A 23,241-nucleotide genomic window follows, 5' to 3' on the forward strand; every position below is an offset into this window, starting at 1 on the left:
CGCCATAGCCTGGCCCGCATGACGACGATTACGAATGTTTCCCTGGTCACGGTGTACGTCACGGACCAAACCGCCGCGAAAGAGTGGTACGTCGACAAGCTCGGGTTTGTCGAGACCAGCGACGTCACGATGGGCGACAACGGTTTCCGCTGGGTCACCGTCGCGCATCCCGCGCATCCGGAATTGGAGATCACCCTGATGCTCCCGGGTCCGCCGCTGGATGAGAACTACGCCGACGCCGTCCGGCGCGCGCTGGCCAACGGCACCCACGGCTCCCTCGGCCTGCGGACGGAGAACTGCCAGAAGACCTTCGAGGAACTCACCGCCAAGGGCGTGGAGTTCGTCCAGCCGCCCGCCGAACGGCCCTACGGCACCGAGGCGATCATCCGGGACAACTCGGGGAACTGGCTGGTCCTGGTCGAGCCGAAGGAGTACGCGCCGCAGGACTTCGCCTAGGCCCGACGGCGTTGCCCCGGCCGGGCCGGGGCAACGTGCGCTCAGGCGGTCGGCTTCGCCGACAACCACTCCTCGATGAATTTGCGCTCGCTGTTGAGCACCCGATGGTGCAACTGCTCGGCGAGCGGCTCGATCGCGCCGCCGACCACGGGCACCTTCACCTGCACGGTGCCCGCCACCTCGAGCTCGGATCCCTCCGCGGTGGAACGGATCTCGTAGGACCCGGACATCGCGGTGTTGATGCCGCCGGTGCTTGCCTCGAAGGTGCCTTTTGCGACCTCGCCGACCAGCGCCTGCCAGTTGTCGGTGCGGGAGAAGGTGAGCTCGCTCTTGAGCACCTTGCGGACCAGCGTGGGTACCTTGTCCTCGGCGGCCTTTTCGGTCATATGGATGCGAATGGTGCCCGCGCCGTCCGGGTGCGACAGATCCAGCGTCGCGGTCGGTGCGTCGGCGAAGCGGGCCCGCCAGACGTCGTCGGTGGTGAGTGCCCGGTGGAGATCTTCGACCGGGACGGTATATGGCACGGTGAAGCTGAATTTTCGGGACATGGCCGCCACCGTAGCCGAGCCGGTCGGTAGCCTGTGGCGGTGTCGGAAACCAGCCAGTCCACGGGGCGGCCGATCCGCCTGCGACGGGCCGGGATCGGGGTGCTGATCGCCGCGACGGCGGTGAGCGTACTCGTCGGGCTGCTGGTGCTGGCCGCGTGGCGCAACGACTACCTGATCAGCTCGGACAAGGGCAGCACCACGGCCGAAGTGCTCTCGGCGGGGCGGCTGCGCTCGGCGGTCATGTACGTCACACCGGACGGCGAGACGCACAATCCGAAGGTCGGCGTGCTGTACCCGACCAACCTGACCGCGGGTGAACGGATCCGGGTGGAATACAGCCGCAGCGACCCCGACCTGGTGCGCGTGGAAGGCCGCGACGTGCGCGTCGCGATTCCGCCCGCGCTGTCGGTCATCGTGGTGGTGTGGCTGCTCGCGCTGCCCACGCTGTGGTTGCTCTCGCGCGGGAACCGTCGTCCCGAGCCGGTGGCTCGGCCCGCGCCGCAGGCCTGAACTCCCGTCGCGCCGACCCGCGGCGCCCCGACAGTTCGCCGGATCTTTCCGTGCGCTTCACTTCGGTGTGGCGGCGCGGCGCGGTGCACCGGTCAGGCTGGGGACGTGCGTGTAGCGATCGTCGCGGAGTCGTTCCTGCCGAATATGAACGGCGTCGTCAACTCCGTGCTGCGGGTGCTGGAGCACTTGGACCGGCACGGGCACGACGCGCTGATCATCGCGCCCGACACCCCGCGTGGTCAGCCCGCCGCGCCGCGCGAGTACGAGCGTTTCCAGGTCCATCGGGTGCCCGCGGTCATGGTGCCGAAGATCAGTTCGCTGCCGGTCGGGCTGCCGCAGCCGGGCATCGTCTCGGCCATCGAGGACTTCGACGCCGACGTGGTGCACCTGGCCTCGCCGTTCCTGCTCGGCGCGGGCGGGCTGGGTGCGGCGCTGCGGCTGGATCTGCCGACCGTCGCGGTGTATCAGACCGACGTCGCCGGCTTCGCCAAGAGTTACGGGCTCGGGCTGGCCGGTCGTGCCGCGTGGGGTTGGACCCGGCGTATCCACGAGGGCGCCACGCGGACGCTCGCGCCGTCCCGGGCGGCTGCCGAGGATTTGGCCCGGCACGGCATTCCGCGCGTGCACCGGTGGGGACGCGGTGTCGACACCGCGCGTTTCACGCCCGGCGCCCGCTCCGCCGAGCTGCGCGACGCCTGGCGCGCGGGCCGGGACCGGCTGCTGGTCGGCTTCGTCGGGCGGCTGGCGCCGGAAAAGCATGTCGAGCGGCTGGCGGTGCTGGGCGCCGACCCCGATGTCCAGCTGGTGATCGTCGGCGACGGGCCGGAACGCAAGCGGCTGGCACGACTGATGCCGACGGCGGTGTTCACCGGCGAACTCGGCGGCGACGAGCTGGCGCGGGCGTACGCGAGCCTGGACGTGATGGTGCACGCGGGCGAGCACGAGACGTTCTGCCAGGGCGTGCAGGAGGCCCTGGCGTCGGGTGTCCCGGTGATCGGCCCCGACGCGGGCGGTCCGCGCGACCTGATCGCCCACTGCCGCAACGGCTACCTGCTTCCGGTGGATCGCTTCGGCGAGTTGCTGCCCAGTGCCGTCGGGGCGCTGCACGATCCGGAGCTGCGCAACCGCTTCGCCGCTGCGGCCAGGAAGTCGGTGCTGTCCCGGACCTGGCCCGCCATCTGTACCCAGCTGATGGGCCATTACGCCGAAGTGACCGGCTCGCGGATTCGGTTGCCGCATACGGCCTGAGGCCGCTCCGGCGTGACGGAAGTATCCACGCGCCGCGCTCGGTTCGTAACAGACCGCGAGTTAGGGTCTTGGCGTGGCGAAAACGCAATCGAACCGGGCCTCGCTGGACAAGCAGCCGCGCGAAGTCGCGGCGATGTTCGACGGCGTCGCCCGGCGATACGACCTGACCAACACGGTGATCTCCGCGGGGCAGGATCGCTACTGGCGCTGGGCGACCCGCAGGGCGCTGTCGCCGCGGCCGGGCGAACGGCTGCTCGATCTCGCCGCCGGCACCGGTGTATCGACGCTGGAGCTGCAGAAGTCCGGCGCTTGGTGCCTGGCGGCCGACTTCTCCAAGGGCATGCTCAGCGCGGGCCGTTTCCGCGACGTGCCGATGGTGGCGGCCGACGCCATGGCGCTGCCGTTCGCCGACGACTCCTTCGACGCGGTGACGATCTCCTTCGGGCTGCGCAATGTGGCCGACACCGACCTCGCGTTGCGCGAGATGCTGCGGGTCACCAAGCCCGGCGGCAGGTTGGTCGTGTGCGAGTTCTCCGCGCCGGTTCTCCCGCTGTTCCGCACGGTGTATCTGGAGTATCTGATGAAGGCGCTGCCCAAAGTGGCGCGCGTGGTGAGCAGTAACCCCGAAGCCTACGTCTACCTGGCCGAATCCATCTCGGACTGGCCCAATCAGCGCAGGCTGGCGATGCGGATCGCGGCGAACGGGTGGTCGTCGGTGAAGTGGCGAAACCTCACCGGAGGCGTCGTCGCGCTGCATCGGGCGTACAAACTCGGCTGAGCCGGAGACCTCGGTCACACCTCACCGCCGATTTCGAGCACGGTGAGGTGGAATGTCACCTGGCGATAACGCGGGGTAAATCCCGCGCAATCGGCGGTCCGCATGATCGAAGGCATGTCCGACCCAGTGACCGGCCACAGCGACGGCATCGCCCGAACGGCGTGCTCGTACTGCGGCGTGGGCTGCGGGATCACGGTGACGACCGCGCCGGATGGTGCGGGGAAGCCGGTGATCGCCAAGGTCAGCGGCGACAAACTGCATCCGGCCAACGCGGGCAGGCTGTGCACCAAGGGCGCGACGCACGCCGAGTTGACGCGCACCACCGGTCGGATGGAGACCGCCTACCGGCGTTCGGAACGCGGCCAGGTCCCGGTGCCCTTCCCGGTGGACGAGGCCGTGCACGAGGCCGCCACCCGGTTGCGCGCGATCCTGGACGAGCACGGGCCGGACGCGATCGCGCTCTACGTCTCCGGGCAGATGTCGCTGGAGGCGCAGTACCTCGCGACCAAGCTGGCCAAGGGTTATCTGCGCACGGTGCACATCGAGGCGAACTCGCGGCTGTGCATGGCCAGCGCGGGGACCGGCTACAAGCAGTCGCTCGGCGCGGATGGGCCGCCCGGCTCCTATGACGACTTCGAGCACGCCGACCTGTTCTTCGTGATCGGCGCGAACATGGCCGACTGCCATCCCATCCTGTTCCTGCGGATGGCCGACCGGCTGAAGGCCGGGGCGAAGCTCATCGTCGTGGACCCGCGACGCACCGAGACCGCCGCGCGGGCGGACCTGTTCCTGCAGATCGCTCCCGGCACGGACCTAGCGCTGCTGAACGGGCTGCTGCACCTGCTGGTCGCGAACGGCCACATCGACGAGGAGTTCATCGCCGAGCACACCGAGGGCTGGGAGGCGATGCCGGAGTTCCTCGCCGACTATCCGCCGCGGCGAGTGGCGGAGATCACCGGTCTGGCCGAAGCCGACATCCGCACCGCCGCGCGGTGGATCGGTGCAGCCGGCGAATGGATGTCGCTGTGGACGATGGGACTCAACCAGTCCACGCACGGCACCTGGAACACCAACGCGCTGTGCAACCTGCACCTGGCCACGGGCGCGATCTGCCGTCCCGGCAGCGGGCCGTTCTCGCTCACCGGGCAGCCGAACGCGATGGGCGGGCGCGAGATGGGGTACATGGGTCCCGGCCTGCCCGGTCAGCGCAGCCTGCTCTCCGCCGAGGACCGCGCGTTCGTGGAGACCGTGTGGGAACTGGAGCCCGGCACGCTGCGCACCGAAGCCGGGCCCGGCACCGTGGAGATGTTCCGTGAACTGGCCGAAGGGACGATCAAAGCGGCCTGGATCATCTGCACCAACCCCGTCGCCACCGTGTCGAACCGCAAGACCGTGATCGCGGGACTGGAAGCGGCCGAACTGGTGATCGCCCAGGACGCCTACACCGAGACCGCGACCAACGCCTACGCCGACCTGCTGCTTCCCGCCACGCTGTGGGCGGAGGCGGACGCGGTGATGGTGAATTCGGAACGCGATCTCACCCTGCTGCAACAATCGGTGCCGCCCACCGGCGACGCGCGGCCGGACTGGCGGATCATCGCCGACATCGCCACCGCCATGGGCTTCCCCGGCTTCGATTTCGCCTCCAGCGCCGAGGTGTTCGACGAGATCACCCGGTTCGCGAACCCCGCCACCGGCTACGACTTGCGCGGTGTGAGCTACCAGGCGCTGCGCGAAGGGCCGATGCAGTGGCCGTGCGCGCAGCCCGAACGCAGGCGCAATCCGATCCGCTACCTCAATGACGGCGTCAGCCAGACACTGTTCGTCGACGAGTACGGCCACCGGCCCCGGCTGGCCTTCGCCACGCCGAGCCGCCGCGCGGTGTTCTGGCCGCGGCCGCACATGCTGCCGGAGGAGATGCCGGACGACGACTACCCGTTCCTGCTGAACACCGGCCGCCTACAGCACCAGTGGCACACGATGACCAAGACCGGCAAGATCGACAAGCTGACCAGGCTGAACGGCGCGCCGTTCGTCGAGGTGCACCCGGCCGACGCCGAGCGTCTCGGCCTGCGCGCGGGCGATCAGCTCGAGATCGCCTCGCGCCGCGGTCGCGCTGTGCTGCCGGTGCAGGTCAGCGACCGGGTGCGGGAGGGCGATTGCTTCGTGCCGTTTCACTGGAACGACGAGCAGGGCGAATACCTGACCATCAACGCGGTCACCAACGACGCGGTCGATCCGGACTCCCTGCAACCGGAGTTCAAGGCGTGCGCGGTGGCGCTGCGCCGGGTGGCCGCGGTGCCGCAACCGGAAGTTCCCGCCGCGTTGCCCGCGGCGCAGACGGCGCACCCGCTGGCGGCCGTGCTCGGTCTCGACAGCGGCACCGCGCCCACGCTCAGCGAGACCGAGCGGATCTACTTGAGTGGTTATCTGGCGGCGCTGCAGGCGCTTCCGGTGACCGGTCAGCCGGTGCTCCCGGACTCGGCGCCGATGTCCGCGCACAGCAGGCTGTGGGTCGACGGGCTGCTGGCCGGGATGTACTCGCGTGGCGCGGCGAGCACCGCGCCCGCGGTGGACGAGGGTGCGGCCGCCCGCGCGATCACGGTGTTGTGGGCCTCGCAGACCGGCACCGCCGAGGAATTCGCGGCCACCGTCTCGGCGCATCTGGCCGGGCACGGCTTCGCGCCGCGACTGCTGGATCTAAACTCCTGCGACCTGAACGCGATCCAGGGCGACGTGCTGGTGGTCAGCAGCACGTTCGGTGACGGAGGGCCGCCGGACAACGGAGCCGACTTCTGGGATCGGCTGGCCGGCGCCGTCGTCCGGCTGACCGGTGTGCGCTACGCGGTGTTCGCCCTCGGCGACTCCTCCTACGACGACTTCTGCGGTTACGGCCGCAAACTCGACGAGAAATTCGCCGAGCTCGGGGCGACCAGGTTGCTGCCGCGCGTCGACAGCGAACCCGACTACGAAGACGCGGCGCAGCGCTGGCTCGACGACGTGCTCGCGGCGTTCGGCGACGCGGAGCCCGGCTCCCCCGCCGATCCGCCGGTGCGCGGCGGAACCGGTCCGGGTCGCTGCACGCCCCGCGGCGGCGTCGCGACGCTGGAATCGCCCGCTGCCGCACCGGCGCTCGGACGTACCCGCACGGCCCCCGCGCCGTTCACCCGCGCCGCGCCGCTGCGCGCTCCGCTGCTGCGCAACGAGTTGCTGTCGGCCGCGGGATCGCCGAAAGAGGTGCGCCGCTTCGGGTTCGACCTGCGCGGCCTGGACGGCGCGTACGAGGTGGGCGATTCCCTGGGCGTCTGGCCGGTGAACAGCGACGCGCTGGTCACCGAATGGCTGGCCGCCACCGGGCTGGACGGTCGCCGCGCGGTCGAGGTGGACGAGCGCGAACTCACGCTGGCCGACGCGTTGCGCACGCACTACGACATCACCAAGGTCGGTCACGACCTGCTCGGTTTCCTGGCCGAGCGCAACCACAGCGGCAAACTCGCCAAACTGCTGCGCCGCGACAACCGCAACGAGCTGGCGAACTATCTGTGGGACCGGCAGGCCGTGGACGTGCTGCGCGACTTCCCGGTGCGGGCCGATCTGGTGGAGTGGCTCGGCACGCTGAAGAAGCTGCAACCGCGCCAGTATTCGATCTCGTCGAGCCCGCTGGTCAGCCCGGATGAGGTGGAGCTGACCGTCGGCGTCGTGCGCTACGGCGACCCGGCCGCCACCGGGTCGGCGGCGCGGCGCGGCGGAGTGTGCTCGACGTTCCTCGCCGATCGGGCGGGCGCCGACGCGGCGGTGCCGATCTTCCTGCAGCGCGCGCCGCATTTCCGTCCCCCGGCCGACCCGACCGTGCCGATGATCATGGTGGGCCCTGGCACCGGCATCGCGCCCTTCCGCGGGTTCTTGCAGGAGCGCAGGGCCCTCGGCTGCACGGGGCGCAACTGGCTGTTCTTCGGCGATCAGCATGCGGCGCAGAACTTCTATTACCGCGCCGAGTTGGAGGACATGTTCCGTTCCGGCTTCCTGACCCGGCTAGACCTGGCCTTCTCCCGGGACCAGCGCGAGCGGATCTACGTCCAGCACCGCATGATCGAGCACGGCGCCGAGCTGTGGTCCTGGCTGCGCGACGGCGCCCACTTCTACGTCTGCGGCGATGCCAGCCGCATGGCCGCCGACGTCGACGAGGCCCTCCTGCGCATCGCCCGCATCCACGGCAAGCTCGACGAGGACGGCGCCCTGGCCTTCAAAAAACAGCTCGTCGCCGAAAAGCGCTACGTCCGCGACGTGTACTGATCCCTACACCGCGGGCGGGTTCAGGCGGGTGAAGTCCGGGAGGCGGTAGTACGGGTAGTAGGGGTAGGGCGGGGTGGTTTCGCTTGCTTTGTCCAGGCGGGCGATCTGGTCGGCGTCGAGTTCCCAGCCGATCGCGCCGAGGTTCTGGCGCAGCTGCTCCTCGTTGCGGGCGCCGACGATGACGGTGGCGACGGTGGGGCGGCGCAGCAGCCAATTGAGGGCGATCTGCGGGACCGTCCTGCCGGTTTCGGCGGCCAGCTCGTCGAGGACGTCGACTACGTCGTAAAGCTTTTCGTCGTCCACCGGAGGACCGGCCTCGGCGGTCCGGTGCAGACGGCTTCCTTCCGGAAGCGGCTGCCCGCGACGGATCTTGCCGGTGAGCCTGCCCCAGCCGAGCGGACTCCAGACCACCGCGCCGACGCCTTGGTCGCGGCCCAGCGGCATGAGCTCCCACTCGTAGTCCCGCCCGACCAGCGAGTAGTAGACCTGATGCGCGACATACCTGGTCAGACCGTTGCGATCCGCCACGGCAAGGGATTTCATCAGCTGCCAGCCCGCGAAGTTCGACGCGCCGACATAGCGGATCTTGCCCGCGCGCACCAGATCGTCGAGCGCGGCGACGACTTCCTCCACCGGCGTGGCCGCGTCGAAGGCGTGCAACTGGAACAGATCGATGTAATCCGTGCCGAGTCTGCGCAGCGAACCCTCCACCGCGCCGATCAGCCTGGCCCGTCCGGAACCGGCGTCCGCCGGGCCGGGGCCGGTGGGCAGCGTCGCCTTGGTGGACAGCAGCACCCGATCACGCCTGCCTTTCACGGCGGCGCCCAGCACCTCCTCGGACGCACCGTCGGAGTAGACGTCGGCGGTGTCGAACATGCACACACCCGCGTCCAAGCTGATGTCGACCAGTCGTCGCGCCTGATCGGCGTCGGTGTCGCCCCACGCGCCGAACAGCTCGCCGCGACCGCCGAAGGTGCCCGCGCCGAAGCTCAGGGCCGGGACGTGCAGCCCCGATGCGCCGAGCCGCCGGTATTCCATTTGCGCGTCCTCCGTCCGAACGTTCACTGGACCACACTCCTAAAGGGTCTATAGTTCCGTTAACAATTCGGACAGTACACCCGTTCGCGCACAAATGAAACTGGAGTTCCGTTATGGAGTCGGAAGAAGCCACCCCGGGATCGGTTCGCCCAGGTGGACGCACAGCGCGCGTCCGCGCCGCCGTCCTGCGAGCGGCGGGCGACCTGCTGGCCGAACGCGGCTTCGCCCACCTCGACCTCGGGGAGGTCGCCGCGCGCGCCGAAGTCGGCAAGACCACCGTCTACCGCCGCTGGCGCACACCCACCGGCCTGATCGCCGACCTGCTGGTCGACATGGCCGAGCAGTCGCTGCCGCACGCCGACACCGGCTCCCTGCTCGGCGATCTCAGCGCCAACGCCCGCCTGGTCGCGAGAACACTGTCCGACCCCCGCCAAGGCAGGCTGTTTCGCGCCGTTATCGCGGCCGCCACCTGCGACGAGTCCGCCGCAACCGCACTGCGCCGCTTCTACGACGTGCGCCTCACCGAATGGTCGGCGTGTGTGGCGGCCGCCGTCGCGCGCGGCGAAGCGCCGGAGCACACCGACGCGCGCGCGGTGCTGTCGGCGGTGTCGGCCCCGCTCTATTACCGGCTGCTCGCCAGCGGCGACCCGATAGACGACGCCGCGGCGGATACGGCCGCCCGCGCCGCCGTCGACGCCGTGGCCGCGGGCACGTTCGTGCCTACGGGCTCCCCGCCGGTCGCCTAGCCGAGCACGGCCGCCGCGTTCCAGTCCGCCCGGCGGCCGGTGAAAGCGAGAACCCGCTCCAGGGCCGGCGCTTCCGCCGCGACCGGCACCACCGGGCCGAACAGCCCGGGCACACCCTCGGCCGGGGTGGCACACAGCATGTCCAGCAGGACGGCCAGATGGCCGGCGTCGCAGGTGAAGGGCTGACCGGTTGCTTTCGCGAGATCCCAGCCGTGCACGACCACCTCGTCCAGGGCGATCCTCGCCATCACCGGCGCGGGCTCGCTCACTCCGCCCGCCTCCGTCACGCCGTCCCAGGCCGTGGGCTCCCGCCACGCCGCCACCAAGGCGTCCAGCTGCGCCGGAATCCGCGCGCGCCAATCTTCCGGCAGGACGCGATCGGCAGGGGGAGGCGGCGCGACCGATCCGCCGACGGCCTCCTTGGTGGCCGACTGACGGAATGCCTCGGTCAGATCGATGACGTGCGCGAGCAGATCGCGGACCGTGGTGTCGGCGCACGGCGTCGCCGCCGCGAGCTGATCGTCGGTGATGCCGCCGACGACGCTCGCCAAAGCGGCGGCCGCGGGATCGAAGTCGAACTCGGGATTCATCCGGCCTCCTCGGGGTGTGTGAAGTCTCCGGGAATGCAGACGAAACGAGGCGGCGAAAGTAAGCGGCGGGTCGTTCCGCAACCAACTCGTAGCGGCGAAAAGCCCTGGATAAGCGGATAATTGAAAGATGAAGGGTGATCGAGTGGAGATCGTCGTCGACGTCGGCGGCGGGTCTCGCAATTACGAGATCGCGGCTACCCGGGCGGGGCGGCGGGTCGAGGTACGGATCGCGCGCGGCGTGGTGGAAGTCAGCGAAGTGACGCGATCGGGGGTGGCGGTGCGGACCGCGCGGTTCATGGCCGGGCGCACCCTCGCGGTGGTCGAGCACCCCGCGAACGGAACCGCGCCGCAAGCCGGCGAAGAGCGGCGAACATGACCGGTCCGATGCTTGCCGTAGGTGCGGACCACGGGCATCCTCGATCCAGTCGAAGTTGATCGTCCGCCTCGATTGCGGCGTCCCGTGACGGGTATGCCGATCGAGAGGCCCACGCGGAGAGGAGCGCACGATGTCAGATCCCCTTGCCGACGCGGTCCCGGAGGCCGATCTCGCCGAGCAGTCGGTTCCGGCGTACCCGGAGGAACCCGTGCTCGCCGACGACCTGCCCGAGCAGGACGACGCCGTCGGACGAGCGGTTCTGGAGCGCGACGTCTTGGAGGCGAACCCGGCGGACGTGATGGAGCAGTCCATCGCGGTTCCGCTCGACGACGACCCCGAGGACGAATTCGGCTACTGACCGGGCGCGCGCCCGGTCAGGGCTGGATCTTCGCCCGCACCGCCGCGTGCAGTTCGCGCAGGCTGGACCGCTCGGTGGCCACCTCGAGCACCCGCATGCCATGAGCACGCCCGGTCAGCTCGACGGCCAGCTGCTGCGGGTCCACCTGCCGGTGCGGGATGCGATAGGCGGCGCACAACGCGGCGAGATCCATGCCGTGCGGCGTGCCGAAGACCCGCTCGAACACCCCCGCGTACTGCGGGTCGCCCTGCTCGAGCAGTTCGAAGATGCCACCGCCGTCGTCGTTGGCGACGACGATGGTCAGATCGGCGGGCCGCGGTTCGCCGGGCCCGATCAGCAGGCCGGACGCGTCGTGCAGGAAGGTCAGGTCACCGATCAGAGCGATGGTGCGCCCGTCGTGGTGCAGCGCCGCGCCGACCGCGGTGGACACCGTGCCGTCGATACCGGCCACGCCGCGATTCGACAGCACCTTGATCCCCGGACGCGGATGCGACACCAGCGCGGCGTCGCGCACCGGGTTGGAGGCGCCGAGCAGGAGTTGATCGCCGTCGCGCAGCGCGTCCATCACGACGGCGGCGACGTGCAATCCGGTGGGTTTGGGGTGCCGTGCGAGTTCGGCGCGCACCACCTGGTCGGCTTTCGCGTTCAACTCGCGGCAGTGTTCCAGCCATTGCGCGCTGGGAGCGCCGGTGGCGACGGCGCGCGTCCCGGTGCCGACCACGTTGCCGGATACGTCGGGCCACCGCGGGCCGGTGGTCAGCGCGTAGACCCGCACGTCCGGGTCGGCGAGCACCTTCGAGACCTGCCGGTGCAGGGTGGGGCGGCCGGTGATGATCGCTTGCTTCGGCCGCAGCAGCGGCAGCGCGAGCGGATGCAGCGCGGGGCCGTGCATGGGGGCCGTGGGCTCGGCGACGGTCGGCAGTTCCGCCAACTCCGGCCGCAGCCCGGCGCCGTGTCCGGAGATCACGACCGTGTCCGGCGTGAGATCGAGATCGAGCGGGACGTCCAGGGTCGCGTACTGCGTCTCGGTCCAAGCGCACTCGCCCGCGCGGCCCGCGGGCGCCGTCTCCCCCGGCCTCAGATCCGGAACCAGCGGCTCGCGCAGCGGGACGTCGAAGTGCACCGGGCCCGCGTTGCCGGAGCGGGTGCCGCGGGCCGCGGCCAGCACCCGGCAGACCGCGGAGCGCCACTGGCTGTTCTGCTGGCCGTAGGGCGGGTGATCGGCGTCGCCCGCCTCCTCCTCCGCGAGACCGAGTGAGATGGTGGCCCGGACCTGGCTGCCGAACAGGCCGAACTGTTCCACGGTCTGATTGGCGCCGGACCCGAGCAGTTCGTAGGGCCGGTTGGCGCTGAGCACCACCAGCGGGACCCGGGCGTAGTTCGCTTCCAGCACGGCAGGCCCGAGGTTGGCCACCGCGGTCCCCGAGGTCATCACGACCGGGACCGGGAGCCGGCTCGCGATCGAGAGCCCGACGGCGAGGAAGCCCGCCGTGCGCTCATCGATCCGCATGTGCAGCCGCAGCCGCCCGGCCGCGTCGGCGGCCTGAAGGGCGAAGGCCAGCGGAGCGTTCCGGGAGCCGGGGCACAGGACGACATCCCGCACGCCCCCGCGCACGAACTCGTCGACGACGACCTGCGCTTGTGCTGTAGACGGGTTCACGCCTCCAGACTGGCAGACAGCCAACGAGAAGTCCCCGCCGGGAGGCTCGCAATCACACTGTGTCCTCGCCCACTGCCGGCTCACTCCCCGGCAGCCGGGCCCACGACGAAGCGATCGGCGACGGCGGCACCGTATCGCCTCCCGAAGCAAAGCAATGCCGGGCTCGGCGCCACTCGGCCGGCCCGCCACTCGGCGGCTCGCGGCGAAGTGTCCCGCCTCAGATGACCCACGCATACTGGGCAGCTTCACTTCAACCGCCGCACACCGAGCACTTCGCGCCGAGCCGGAACCCGGTACTCCGCCTACGCCACGCAGGATCCCGACAACCACGCCAACGACGCACCGGCCGACAGAGGACACACGGCCGCGACATCCCGGAAGCAGGCCCCATGTCGTCGCCCTACCTACTCACCCGATGGCACCGGCTCGACTCCCGGTTTCGAGCGAAGCGAGACCGAGCATCCGCCGTTCGCGCGCTGGCAAACCAACACAGCCCGGCTCACGTCCGAGCAGCCGATGCGCAGGCGACGAAGTCACCCACCACGGCGCACGCGACGCACCGGCCGATGTCACGCGACCGCGATGCCCCGGAGGCAGAGCAGAGGTCGTCGCCCTACCTCCTCACCCGACGGCACCGGCTCGACTACCGGTTTCGAGCGAAGCGAGACCTAGCATGTTCCGTTCGCGGCCCGGCTCGCGTTCGAGTGGCCGCCGCGTCCGCGACGAAGTCGCAAGCGGTGGTCGCTCGAACGCGAGCCATAAGGGGGCCGCGAACACGCAGCGCCGCAGGCGCTGCCAGAAGTTACTTGGCGTGCTTCTCGATCAGGTCGCCGACCCGCGGCAGCGCCTCGACGACGTTCTTCTTGGCCGAGGAACGCATCGAGGAGTAGACCTTCTGCAACGCAGGGCGGCTGGAGGCCTCGGCCCGGGCGTCGGTGACGGCGAGCAACGCCTCGGCGACCTCGTCGGACTTGGCGACGAGCAGGTCGGCGAACTTGCCGTTGCCCGACGCGGTGTACTCCTGCCAGAACGGCTCCAGCTGCGCGACCAGCTTGGGCGCCAACGACTCCAGCGCATCGGGGACGATGGACGGGCTGATCTTCTTGACCGCCGCGTAGCCACCCTTCACAGCCAGGCCGGACGCACCACCCTTGTCCGACACCTCGGCGTCGAGAACCTCGACGGCATCGGCAAGGAAAGCCGGGCGCTTCGCGTCGTCGAGCAGGGATTCAGACAGTGCTGCAACCACTTTCAGGTTCCTCCGGATCGGTATCGATGAACGAGCGAGGGCAACTATACGCACCCGCGCCAGCATTCACCCGGCTACGGCTGCCACGGAAGCAACTCGACCATCAGACCTTCGCAGTCGGCGAGCAGATCGCCCTGCTCATCGAGCAATTCGGCGGTGATGAAAGTTTTTCGTCCTTCGATCCGGTCGACCCGTCCGCGAACCGTCAGTTGCGTTTCCAGCGGAGTGATCTTGCGGTAGTTCACGTGCAGGTACGCGGTGCGGCTGATCGGCCGTCCGGCGTAGTGCACGACCATGCCGAGCAGGTCGTCGAACAGCAGCGGCAGCACGCCGCCGTGCGCGGCGCCGTTGCCGCCGAGATGGAAGCGGCGGAACACGCCCGCCATCTCGATGCCGTCCGGCCCTGCCGCGACCACCTGCCACGGCAGCAGCAGGAGGCTTCCCCGTCCCGGCAATTCGACGGCGCGGCCCGCGGGCCCCTGCAGCTCGGGGGCGCGGTAGGGCTCCAGCAATTCGATCAGCTCGCGGGCTTTGGCTTGCGCGGCCCCGAAGACGTCGTCCGGCGCGTCCACGGACACCGCGAGATCCTGCAACGTCCGCATGGCTTCCACGAACCCGCCGAAGTCGGGCCCGACCTTCGCCGGCCTGACCTTCGGGAACCCGCCGTGCTTCTCGTACCGGGACCCGTCCACCGCGCTCCGGTCTATAACCGGTTTCACTCGCTCGCTCATACCTGCACGGTAACGCGTAGTTTTACACCGTCAAATCGAGGTCTCGCCGATCCCGGGCGAATAGCCGGGGTTCGTGGCGACCGCACCGCATTGCCGACTTCCGGGGCCGAGGCGCTCGCACCCCGAGATAGTCGCGGCTCACGGGCCCGACCACGACTTTCGAGCCGCGCGCGACCTAGCATTGCCCGGTGACGTTCAATCCGAAGCTGTGGCGGCCCGTTCCGGGATTCGAGAACCTGACCGACATCACCTATCACCGGCACATCGAGCAGGGCACCGTGCGAGTGGCGTTCGACCGGCCGGAGGTGCGCAACGCGTTCCGTCCGCACACGGTCGACGAACTCTACCGGGCACTCGACCACGCCCGGATGACAGCGGATGTCGGCGCGGTGCTGCTCACCGGCAACGGCCCCAGCCCGAAGGACGGCGGCTGGGCCTTCTGCTCCGGCGGTGACCAGCGCATTCGCGGCCGTAGCGGGTACCAGTACGCCAGTGGCGAGACGGCGGACACGGTCGACCAGGCCCGCGCGGGCCGCCTGCACATCCTGGAGGTGCAGCGGCTGATCCGTTTCATGCCGAAGGTGGTGATCGCGCTGGTGAACGGTTGGGCCGCGGGCGGCGGCCACAGCCTGCACGTGGTCTGCGACCTCACCTTGGCCAGCCGCGAGCACGCGCGTTTCAAGCAGACCGACGCCGACGTGGGCAGTTTCGACGGCGGTTACGGCAGCGCGTACCTGGCCAAGATGGTCGGCCAGAAGTTCGCGCGGGAGATCTTCTTCCTCGGTCGTCCGTACACCGCCGAGGAGATGCACCAGATGGGCGCGGTGAACAAGGTCGTCGATCACGCCGAACTGGAGGACGTCGCCCTGGAGTGGACCGCCGACATCAACGGCAAATCGCCGCAGGCGCAGCGCATGCTGAAGTACGCGTTCAATTTGCTGGACGACGGGCTGGTGGGCCAGCAACTGTTCGCGGGCGAGGCGACCAGGATGGCCTACATGACCGACGAAGCCGTCGAAGGCCGCGACGCGTTCCTGCAGAAACGCAAGCCGGACTGGACCCCCTACCCCTGGTACTTCTGACATGGACATCCTCAGCAGCCGGATCATCCTGCGGCCCGCCGACTACGAGGCCACGCTCGCGTTCTATCGGGACGGGCTGGAGCTGGCCGTCGCGCGGGAGTATCCGGGCGGCACGGTCTTCTTCGCCGGACAGTCGCTGATCGAGGTGGCCGCGCACGGCGGGTCGGGCAGGTCGTCGTCGTTCGAGGGCGCGATCTGGCTCCAGGTGCGCGACGTGTCGGACGCCGCCGCGGAACTGGCGCTGAAGGGCATCGCGATCGATCGGGCCCCGGTCGAGGAGCCGTGGGGTTTGCACGAGATGTGGGTGCGCGATCCCGACGGTGTGCCGATCGTGTTCGTTGAGGTTCCGCCGACCCATCCGATCCGGCGGGATTCCCGCTGGCCGGCGTCGTAACAACGGTTCCGTTCGGTAGTTGCGCGGGCCGCGCCGAGTTGCCAACGTGTCGACCGGCGAGGACGATAACGCTCGGATGGCCACCCGACCGCCGACGTTTGGGCCGGCTGTGTCCGTGTCCCGTCCGACGAGTGAATCGCAGTCTCGATGTCTGTCGTATCCGAGCCCCGATCCGACCGGGTGGCCGCGCCGCGGGTGCGCCACTCCGGCAGACCGACCCGTTCCGCACGCGGCGACGCGGGCATGACACGATCCCTACCGTGAGGGAGTGCAGCGAGCGAGCCATGGGCACTGCGGCTCTGGGCACCACCGAGTCCGGCGAGCGGCGAGGCACGGCATGACCAAGACACTGCGTACCTTGCCGATGCCCACCGGGTCCGGTCTCGGCGACGTCATGCCCCACCTGCGAGAGGCGCTGGAAGGTAGCGGGGCGGCGTGGCTGCCCATTCCCACCAGCGATCGGCGTGAGGCCAGACGCCTGAGCGACGCCTTGTCGCCGGGCGAGCCGATCGATGAGGACATCGCTCTGGTGGTGACCACCTCCGGCACCACCGGCGTGCCGAAGGGCGCGATGCTCAGTTCGGCCGCCCTGCGCGCCAGCGGCACCGCGACCCACGACCGGCTCGGCGGCCCCGGCAACTGGTTGCTGGCCCTGCCGACCCATCACATCGCCGGCATCCAGGTGCTGTTGCGCAGCATCCTGGCGGGAACCGAGCCCACCGTGCTGGACGTATCCGGCGGGTTCCTGCCGGAGGCTCTTGGTGGCGCCATCTCGGGTATGCGCGGGGAACGCCGCTACACCGCCCTGGTGCCGACCCAGTTGATCAAGGCGCTCGAGTCGCCGGTCGCCACCACCGCGCTGGCCGAGCTCGACGGCGTGCTGGTGGGCGGCGCGGCCACTCCGCTGCCGGTCTACGAGCGCGCGCGAGCCGCGGGCATTACCGTGGTGCGCACCTACGGCATGAGCGAGACATGCGGCGGCTGCGTGTACGACGGCGTGCCGCTGGAGGGCACGAAGGTCCGCATCGAAGAGGGCCGGGTCGTGCTGGGCGGCGCGATGATCGCCTCTGGTTACCGCAATCAGCCCGACCATCCCGCCTTCGCCGAACCGGGCTGGTTCCGCACCGAGGACGCGGGCACCTTCGACCACGGCGTACTGAGCATCACCGGACGGCTCGACGAGGCCATCACGACCGGCGGCTTGCTGGTTATTCCGCAGGTCGTCGAGGCCGTGCTGATCAATCACCCGGCGATCCGCGAGGTGGTCGTGCTCGGCCTGCCCGACGAACGACTCGGCCAGCGCGTCGCCGTCGCGGTGATCCCCGCACCCGGCGCCACACCCGACCTGGCCGAGCTGCGCGAATACGTCGCCGACGAACTCGACTCCATCGCGGCCCCCCGCGAACTCGCCGTCCTCGACGAGTTCCCCCTCCGCGGCCCCGGCAAGCCCGACCGCGCCAAACTCCGCGAATACCTGCTGGCCGACTCGAGCCGCTAGCGGATCACCGAGCAGCGCCCACGACTCGCGCTGCCCACAGCTACGACCGCTGACTCCATGCGGCTACCGAGTGGCAGCGGCACTTCGATGCTCGCTCGATCCGAAACCGGGCATGGATCGAGCGAGCTGGTTCTCAGGGCCGGTCACTACAGCCGGACGCCGTTGACCACCAGCGCGACCCCGCAAGGCCGCATCCTGAGAACTCGGCAGTCGACGACTTCTGCGCGCAAGCGACTGAGGGCCGCCAACACGCCGCGACGCAGTCGCGGCCGATGTGACAGCGCTGTGCAAGAGCCGTGCAAGTCGGGGTGTCCACAGTTGTCCACATGACTTCTTTCGCACCAACTTCAGCGCTCGCCGTCGAGGCGGACGGCCTGGTCAAGGTGTTCGGGGAACAGCGAGCCGTCGACGGCGTGAGCCTGGCGGTGCCGCAGGGCTCGGTGTACGGCGTGCTCGGTCCGAACGGCGCAGGCAAGACCACGACCATCCGCATGCTGGCGACCCTGCTGCGACCGGACGGCGGCAGTGGCCGCATCTTCGGCCACGACGTGGTCGCGGAGCCGACGGCCGTCCGTTCGCTCATCGGCGTCACCGGGCAGTACGCCTCCGTCGACGAGGACCTTTCGGCCACCGAGAACCTGATCATCTTCTCCCGCCTGCTCGGCCTGAGCCGGATCGATGCCCGTCGTAAGGCGGCCGACCTGCTGGAAGAGTTCGACCTCACCGAGGCGGCGGACAAACCGCTGCGGAACTTCTCCGGCGGCATGCGGCGCCGGCTGGACCTGGCGGCCAGCCTGATCGCGACACCGCCGCTGCTGTTCCTGGACGAACCCACCACCGGACTCGACCCGCGCACCCGCGCCCAGATGTGGGAGACCATCCGCCGCCTCGTCCGTGCGGGCGCGACGGTGCTGCTCACCACGCAGTATCTGGACGAGGCCGACCAGCTGGCCGACCGGATCGCGGTGATCGACCGCGGCAAGGTGATCGCCGACGGCACGGCCGACGAGCTGAAGGCCTCGGTGGGCGGCTCGTCGCTGCACCTGACCCTGATCGATCGCGGTCAGATCGACGAGGCGCGCCGCATCATCGGCGATTTCCTCGGCGTCGAAGCGCAGATCACCCCGGAGGCCGGGCGGCTCACCGCCCCGCTCACCGACGCAGGCGTCACCGCCGACCTGCTGATCCGCCTGCGCGAGTGGGAGATCGGCGTCGACGAGATCACCGTGACGAAGCCGAGCCTGGACGAGGTCTTCCTCACCATCACCGGCCACCCCGCCGACGACACCACCGACGAATCCGAGAGGAACGCGGCGTGACCACCACCACCACCATCACCGCGACCGAGACACGCCGAGCGGCGCCGACGAGAATTCCCGAAGTGAGCAACCGCGTTCCGCTCGCCCAGGCGGCGGCGAACTCGTTCACCATGGCCTACCGCGGTCTGCTGAAGATCAAGCACAAGCCCGAGCAACTGTTCGACGTGACGGTGCAGCCGATCCTGTTCACCGCCTTGTTCGCCTACATCTTCGGTGGCGCCATCGGCGGCAGCGTGCGCGACTACCTGCCGGTCCTGATCCCCGGGATCCTGGTGCAGACCGTGGTGCTCACCTCGGTCGTCACCGGCACCCAGTTGCGCGAGGACATGGACAAGGGCGTTTTCGACCGGTTCAAATCCCTGCCCATCGCCCGCATTTCCGCGCTGGCGGGCGCGCTGCTGGCGGACATGGTCCGCTACGTCATCGCGACCGTGCTCACCATCGTCGTCGGTGTCGCCATCGGCTATCGCCCGGAGGGCGGCGTGGTCGGGGTCGTCGCGGCGGGCCTGGTCATCGTGATCTGCTCGTTCGCGATCAGCTGGATCTGGGCGCTGGTCGGGGTCACCGGCAAGAGCGCGGCGGGCGTGCAGGGCATCTCGATGATGATCATGTTCCCGCTGACCTTCATGTCCGGCGCCTTCGCGCTGGTGAGCACGATGCCGGGCTGGATGCAGGGCCTCAATCACGTGAACCCCGTGTACTACATGGTGAACGCGTGCCGCGGCTTGATGAACGGCGCCGGCTTCGGCGGCGACCTCGCCTGGTCGCTGATCGGCGCGGTGGTCGTCATCGCGATCTTCGCTCCGCTCACGGTCAAGGCGTACATGCGGCGGGCGTGAGCCATCCGCACATGGAGCAGGCCGGGTGACCACGGTTACCCGGCCTATTTCCGCAGATCAGCTCGATCCGCACCCCGGTGCCGTTGTGGCGGACGAGTGGTCAGCGGGCGGCGCTCAGGCTTTGCAGCATCCGCATGATGCGGTCGGCGGAATCGTTCCGGCGAAGATGGCCGAGGCGGCTGCGGGCTTCCGCCACTTGGGCGGCGCCGAGTATCGCGATCGCCGCGTCCAGGTGCCGTTGCCAGCGCATCGAGGGAAAGTCCTGTCGGCAGAACACGTTCGGGGCCAGCACCAATAAGTCGAGACCGATGCTCGGCTCACGGTCGGCGGCGACGAGGTACGAGCCGATCGCGCACGCGACGGCGCCGATCTGCGGCAGGTCTCGATATTGGCTCATCGTCGGCACGGTGAGCTCGGCCAGCTGTGCCGACAGGACCGCCGCTGCGCCCGCCTCGCCGTGCAGTACCTGCGCGCCGAGCGCCGCCGCGGCGAGCATGAGGGCGCCGGGTCCGGGGCCGAGGGCGTTGTCCGGCCAGCCGAACAGCTCCAGCGCGCGCTCGTAGCGAGCGGATCCGCCCGCGATGTCGCCCTCCGCGTACGCCAGCTCGGCCGAACTCTGCATCACCGTGGACAGCAGCCGATTCCGTCCCAGGGACGAGCTGTCCAGGTCCGGCGTGCCGAACGCGAGGTCGAGTTCGCGCCGGGCCTGCTCCAGCTCGCCGATGCCGACCAGCGAAGCCACCAGCAGGCTGCGGATCTCCACGGTGTCCTCGTAGGCGCCGAGCCGTTGCAGCACGTCGAGCGCGCGGCGGTAATAGGTCGCGGATTCGGCGTACTGGGCGATCTGTCCACAGACCTGTCCGAGGTGCCTGCTCACCATGGCCACGCTCCAGACGTTCTCGCGCCCGAGCACATCCAGCGCCTTGATCGCGTCGATCGTGGAGCCGCGCACGTCGCCGAGGTTCTCTCGCATGTTGGCCCGCAACAGCAGCGCCGAGGCCCTGGTCTCCGGATCGTCCGTGCGGACCGCCTCGGCGAGCAGCCTGCCGATTCCGCGTCCGTCGGCCCTGGTGAGCACGACCCGGCCGATGAAGCGGCTGTTCTCGGTGAGTTCTACGCCGGGGCGGAGCAATCGGCGCACGCGCAGGCGCAGTTCGGCGAGTGCCCGGGCGCTGCCGTTGGTGTAGGCGAGATGCAGGAACATCATCTGATAGGTGACGAGCACGAGGTCCGCACGAGGACCTTCGCGCCCGAGATCGGCCGCATCCAATTCGATGACCCGCTGGGCCCACGCGATCACTTCCGTATGCGATCCACGGATCACCCACAGCGTGCCGACGACTGGGAACACCGTGTAGGCCGTCGCGGCGTCCCTTCGTTCGATGGCGCAGCGCAGCGCGGCGAGCAAGTTGTCCAGTTCCGCCGCCACGGATAGCGCGAGGTGGAACTGATCGCCGGTCGTGTACCGGCTCGCCACGTCATCGGCGTAGTTTTTGGCCCACCGCAGCATTCGGGTATCGACCGCTTCCGGCTCCCCCGCGGCGGCGGTCAGCTGCTCTTCGCCGAATTCCCGCACCGTCTCCAGCATCCGGTAGCGGGTGCCGAGCGCCGCGTCGTCCAGCACGGTGAGCAGCGATTGATTGACCAGGCCGTCGACGGCCGCGGCGACATCGATCACGTCGGCTCCGCCCGCGACCGCCTCGGCGGCGGACAGCGTGAAACCGGCCGGGAACCGGCACAATCGGCGCAGCGTCGCCTGCTGTTCGCGGTCGAGCAGGTTCCAGCTCCACTCGATCACCGCGTGCAGGGTGCGATGTCGTTCGGGCGAGCTGCGGTCGCCGTGACGCAGCAGCGCGAATCGGTCGGCCAATCGCTCGTTGATCTCCTCGACGCTCATCGCCCGGACCCGGGCGGCGGCCAGCTCGATGGCCAGCGGCAGCCCGTCGAGCGTGTGGCAGAGCTGGGCGACGATCTCCGGGTCGAGCCGGACCGCGGGGCGCACGGCCCTGGCGCGCGCGGCGAACAGCTCGGTGGCGGGTGAGCCCGCCGGGTCGATGGTCAGCGGCGGCAGCGGATACACGGTCTCGGCGGTGATCGCTAGCGGCGAGCGGCTCGTGGTGAGCACGGTCAGCCGGGGCGCGAGGCCGATCAGGTCGGCGACCACCACGGCGACGGCGTCGATCAGGTGCTCGCAGTTGTCCAGGATCAGCAGCATCGGGCGCGCCGACACCGCGTCACGCAACCGCCTGCGCAGATCGACGGACTGCCCGGAGCGCAGCGTCGCCGTGTCGAAGGTGACCTCGCTGAGACCGAGCACCGCGGCGATCGCCGCCTCGATCTCGACCCCGGCGTCGCCGCCCTCGGCCCGCACCGAGGCCAGCTCGACCAGGGCCACCGGGCGGGTCCGCGCCACCCGCGCGCCGAGCTCGTTGGCGACTCTGGTCTTGCCCGCGCCACCCGGTCCGAGCACGGTCACCACCCGGCAGGTGTGCAGCAGGTCGGTCAGCGCGGCGAGATCGTCCGTCCGGCCGAGCAGCGCGTTCGGGGCGGCGCGCAGCCCCATCGCGACGGGCGGTGGGTCCGCGGAGGTGGAAGCCTCGGTCGGGGGCAGGAAACGGGCCGCCGACCCGCCACGCGAATTCCCGTCCGCCACCGGCGGCACGGTGAGCCCGATCGGCTCGCCGCGCAGGATTGCCGTGTGCGCCGCGGAAAGCGCGGGCCCGGGATCGGCGCCGAGCTGGTCGACCAGCCGGGAGCGGAAGGCCGCGAACGATTCCAGCGCCTCGTTCGCCCGTCCCGCCGCGGCGAGCAGACGCATCAGGGTCAGCTGCGCGGGTTCGTCCAGCGGATCGGCGGCGGCGCGTCCACGAGCCAGAGCCAAGGCTCCGTCGACGTCGCCGCCGGCTTCACGTGCGGCGAGTTCGAGCTCGTCGAGTTCGGCGAGACGCCGCCCGGCCGCGACGCGCAGCTCGTCGGCCAGATCACCCGGCGGCAGATCCGCACCGGGATCCCCGCGCCACAGCGCCCGCGCCCCCGCGATCTCCGCCAGGCAGCCGGCGAGATCACCTGCGGCGTGCAGCCTGCGTGCCCGCGTCACACGCACGCCCACCGACGACAAATCGACCTGTTCGGCGGCGAGCGTCAACCGGTATCCCGCCGGGCCGATCTCCAGCGCGCCCTCCGGCAGCGCCGACCGCAACCGGGACACCTGGGTGTGCAGCGCGTTCATCGGCGCCCGCGGCGGCTGTTCGCCCCAGACGTCCACGATCAGCGCTTGCGCGCCGCGACTGCGGCCGGGCCGCAGGGCCAGCGCGGTAAGCAGGAGCCGGGAGCGCGCGCCGGGCAGCGGCGTCAGCGTCCCGTCGCGACGCAGCGCGACCTCGCCCAGCAGGGCCACCACGACCGATTCGCCTGCGGGCGTCGTCACTACTCGACTGTGGCCGTGCGGGCCGCTGTGCTCCGGAAACATCCCGCGGTCATCGTAGGCGAGCGGGCCGGACGGAGCCGACACGATTTCTTTGCCGCGAC

20 protein-coding genes are annotated in these 23,241 nt (G+C 70.0%); 13 read left to right on the top strand and 7 right to left on the bottom strand.

Features of this window, described 5'->3' with window-relative positions; translation table 11 throughout:
• The first annotated feature begins 18 nt into the window (after positions 1-18).
• Positions 19-456, top strand: coding sequence for a VOC family protein (locus QMG86_RS28185; protein ID WP_281875747.1), 438 nt, complete (start codon positions 19-21; stop codon positions 454-456).
• 41 nt (positions 457-497) lie between these two features.
• Here QMG86_RS28185 and QMG86_RS28190 read toward each other — a convergent pair whose 3' ends face one another.
• A complete protein-coding gene (locus tag QMG86_RS28190) occupies positions 498-1,004 on the bottom strand; it encodes a DUF2505 domain-containing protein (RefSeq protein ID WP_281875748.1) in 507 nt (168 codons plus the stop codon).
• Between the two features lie 39 nt (positions 1,005-1,043).
• On the opposite strand from QMG86_RS28190, the gene QMG86_RS28195 reads away from it, so the two are divergent.
• The 4 genes from QMG86_RS28195 to QMG86_RS28210 all read left to right on the top strand — a co-directional run bounded on the left by QMG86_RS28195 (position 1,044) and on the right by QMG86_RS28210 (position 7,833).
• Positions 1,044-1,514: a DUF3592 domain-containing protein gene (locus QMG86_RS28195; protein WP_281875749.1), complete on the top strand. Its 471-nt coding sequence runs from the start codon at positions 1,044-1,046 to the stop codon at positions 1,512-1,514.
• Between the two features lie 105 nt (positions 1,515-1,619).
• Positions 1,620-2,762, top strand: coding sequence for a glycosyltransferase family 4 protein (locus QMG86_RS28200; protein ID WP_281875750.1), 1,143 nt, complete (start codon positions 1,620-1,622; stop codon positions 2,760-2,762).
• A 133-nt stretch (positions 2,763-2,895) separates the two neighbouring features.
• Positions 2,896-3,540 (top strand): demethylmenaquinone methyltransferase, encoded by a 645-nt coding sequence (locus QMG86_RS28205; protein WP_281881167.1) that lies wholly within the window; start codon positions 2,896-2,898, stop codon positions 3,538-3,540.
• Between the two features lie 114 nt (positions 3,541-3,654).
• Positions 3,655-7,833, top strand: a complete 4,179-nt coding sequence (locus QMG86_RS28210) for a bifunctional nitrate reductase/sulfite reductase flavoprotein subunit alpha (RefSeq protein WP_281875751.1) — start codon at positions 3,655-3,657, stop codon at positions 7,831-7,833.
• Positions 7,834-7,836: 3 nt separating this feature from the next.
• Here QMG86_RS28210 and QMG86_RS28215 read toward each other — a convergent pair whose 3' ends face one another.
• Positions 7,837-8,871: an aldo/keto reductase gene (locus QMG86_RS28215; protein ID WP_281881168.1), complete on the bottom strand. Its 1,035-nt coding sequence runs from the start codon at positions 8,869-8,871 to the stop codon at positions 7,837-7,839.
• A 113-nt stretch (positions 8,872-8,984) separates the two neighbouring features.
• Between QMG86_RS28215 and QMG86_RS28220 the strand changes: the two genes are divergently transcribed.
• A complete protein-coding gene (locus QMG86_RS28220) occupies positions 8,985-9,617 on the top strand; it encodes a TetR/AcrR family transcriptional regulator (protein WP_281875752.1) in 633 nt (210 codons plus the stop codon).
• Here QMG86_RS28220 and QMG86_RS28225 read toward each other — a convergent pair.
• Positions 9,614-10,207 (bottom strand): TIGR03086 family metal-binding protein, encoded by a 594-nt coding sequence (locus QMG86_RS28225; RefSeq protein WP_281875753.1) that lies wholly within the window; start codon positions 10,205-10,207, stop codon positions 9,614-9,616. The genes QMG86_RS28220 and QMG86_RS28225 overlap by 4 nt on opposite strands.
• 127 nt (positions 10,208-10,334) lie before the next feature.
• On the opposite strand from QMG86_RS28225, the gene QMG86_RS28230 reads away from it, so the two are divergent.
• On the top strand, positions 10,335-10,583 hold the full coding sequence (locus QMG86_RS28230) for a DUF8836 family protein (RefSeq protein WP_281875754.1): 249 nt from the start codon (positions 10,335-10,337) through the stop codon (positions 10,581-10,583).
• Between the two features lie 130 nt (positions 10,584-10,713).
• On the top strand, positions 10,714-10,941 hold the full coding sequence (locus QMG86_RS28235; RefSeq protein WP_281875755.1) for an Rv3202a family protein: 228 nt from the start codon (positions 10,714-10,716) through the stop codon (positions 10,939-10,941).
• 16 nt (positions 10,942-10,957) lie between these two features.
• Here the strand turns inward: QMG86_RS28235 and menD are convergent, their stop codons facing one another.
• From menD to QMG86_RS28250, 3 genes are all read right to left on the bottom strand, one after another.
• On the bottom strand, positions 10,958-12,601 hold the full coding sequence (gene menD / locus QMG86_RS28240) for a 2-succinyl-5-enolpyruvyl-6-hydroxy-3-cyclohexene-1-carboxylic-acid synthase (RefSeq protein WP_281875756.1): 1,644 nt from the start codon (positions 12,599-12,601) through the stop codon (positions 10,958-10,960).
• 802 nt (positions 12,602-13,403) lie between these two features.
• A complete protein-coding gene (locus QMG86_RS28245) occupies positions 13,404-13,850 on the bottom strand; it encodes a DUF6918 family protein (protein WP_281875757.1) in 447 nt (148 codons plus the stop codon).
• A gap of 74 nt (positions 13,851-13,924) precedes the next feature.
• Positions 13,925-14,581, bottom strand: coding sequence for a PaaI family thioesterase (locus QMG86_RS28250; protein ID WP_281875758.1), 657 nt, complete (start codon positions 14,579-14,581; stop codon positions 13,925-13,927).
• A 188-nt stretch (positions 14,582-14,769) separates the two neighbouring features.
• Between QMG86_RS28250 and QMG86_RS28255 the strand changes: the two genes are divergently transcribed.
• The 5 genes from QMG86_RS28255 (at position 14,770) to QMG86_RS28275 (ending at position 19,713) form a co-directional block, all read left to right on the top strand.
• On the top strand, positions 14,770-15,663 hold the full coding sequence (locus QMG86_RS28255; RefSeq protein WP_063017262.1) for a 1,4-dihydroxy-2-naphthoyl-CoA synthase: 894 nt from the start codon (positions 14,770-14,772) through the stop codon (positions 15,661-15,663).
• Between the two features lies 1 nt (position 15,664).
• Complete coding sequence (locus tag QMG86_RS28260; RefSeq protein WP_281875759.1) at positions 15,665-16,057, top strand: VOC family protein; 393 nt, start codon at positions 15,665-15,667, stop codon at positions 16,055-16,057.
• Between the two features lie 337 nt (positions 16,058-16,394).
• On the top strand, positions 16,395-17,555 hold the full coding sequence (gene menE, locus QMG86_RS28265; RefSeq protein WP_281875760.1) for an o-succinylbenzoate--CoA ligase: 1,161 nt from the start codon (positions 16,395-16,397) through the stop codon (positions 17,553-17,555).
• A gap of 326 nt (positions 17,556-17,881) precedes the next feature.
• Positions 17,882-18,874 (top strand): ATP-binding cassette domain-containing protein, encoded by a 993-nt coding sequence (locus QMG86_RS28270; RefSeq protein ID WP_281875761.1) that lies wholly within the window; start codon positions 17,882-17,884, stop codon positions 18,872-18,874.
• The gene (locus QMG86_RS28275) at positions 18,871-19,713 is read left to right on the top strand and encodes an ABC transporter permease (protein WP_434085487.1); all 843 of its coding nucleotides are present in this window, start codon (positions 18,871-18,873) and stop codon (positions 19,711-19,713) included. Before QMG86_RS28270 ends, QMG86_RS28275 begins: the two co-directional genes overlap by 4 nt.
• A gap of 100 nt (positions 19,714-19,813) precedes the next feature.
• On the opposite strand, the gene QMG86_RS28280 is transcribed toward QMG86_RS28275, so the two are convergent.
• The gene (locus tag QMG86_RS28280) at positions 19,814-23,140 is read right to left on the bottom strand and encodes an AfsR/SARP family transcriptional regulator (protein WP_281875762.1); all 3,327 of its coding nucleotides are present in this window, start codon (positions 23,138-23,140) and stop codon (positions 19,814-19,816) included.
• Positions 23,141-23,241: the final 101 nt, after the last annotated feature.

The organism is Nocardia sputorum, from assembly GCF_027924405.1.
Taxonomy (GTDB): Bacteria; Actinomycetota; Actinomycetes; order Mycobacteriales; family Mycobacteriaceae; genus Nocardia; species Nocardia sputorum.

What these genes read in the sequence shown, in the direction of transcription:
- QMG86_RS28250 (WP_281875758.1), bottom strand. Translation starts at nt 14,581, where the DNA reads ATGAGCGAGCGAGTGAAACCGGTTATAGACCGGAGCGCGGTGGACGGG.
- QMG86_RS28210 (WP_281875751.1), top strand. Translation starts at nt 3,655, where the DNA reads ATGTCCGACCCAGTGACCGGCCACAGCGACGGCATCGCCCGAACGGCG.
- QMG86_RS28205 (WP_281881167.1), top strand. Translation starts at nt 2,896, where the DNA reads ATGTTCGACGGCGTCGCCCGGCGATACGACCTGACCAACACGGTGATC.
- QMG86_RS28185 (WP_281875747.1), top strand. Translation starts at nt 19, where the DNA reads ATGACGACGATTACGAATGTTTCCCTGGTCACGGTGTACGTCACGGAC.
- QMG86_RS28230 (WP_281875754.1), top strand. Translation starts at nt 10,335, where the DNA reads ATGAAGGGTGATCGAGTGGAGATCGTCGTCGACGTCGGCGGCGGGTCT.
- QMG86_RS28235 (WP_281875755.1), top strand. Translation starts at nt 10,714, where the DNA reads ATGTCAGATCCCCTTGCCGACGCGGTCCCGGAGGCCGATCTCGCCGAG.
- QMG86_RS28215 (WP_281881168.1), bottom strand. Translation starts at nt 8,871, where the DNA reads ATGGAATACCGGCGGCTCGGCGCATCGGGGCTGCACGTCCCGGCCCTG.
- QMG86_RS28260 (WP_281875759.1), top strand. Translation starts at nt 15,665, where the DNA reads ATGGACATCCTCAGCAGCCGGATCATCCTGCGGCCCGCCGACTACGAG.
- QMG86_RS28220 (WP_281875752.1), top strand. Translation starts at nt 8,985, where the DNA reads ATGGAGTCGGAAGAAGCCACCCCGGGATCGGTTCGCCCAGGTGGACGC.
- QMG86_RS28190 (WP_281875748.1), bottom strand. Translation starts at nt 1,004, where the DNA reads ATGTCCCGAAAATTCAGCTTCACCGTGCCATATACCGTCCCGGTCGAA.
- menE (WP_281875760.1), top strand. Translation starts at nt 16,395, where the DNA reads ATGACCAAGACACTGCGTACCTTGCCGATGCCCACCGGGTCCGGTCTC.
- QMG86_RS28270 (WP_281875761.1), top strand. Translation starts at nt 17,882, where the DNA reads ATGACTTCTTTCGCACCAACTTCAGCGCTCGCCGTCGAGGCGGACGGC.
- QMG86_RS28225 (WP_281875753.1), bottom strand. Translation starts at nt 10,207, where the DNA reads ATGAATCCCGAGTTCGACTTCGATCCCGCGGCCGCCGCTTTGGCGAGC.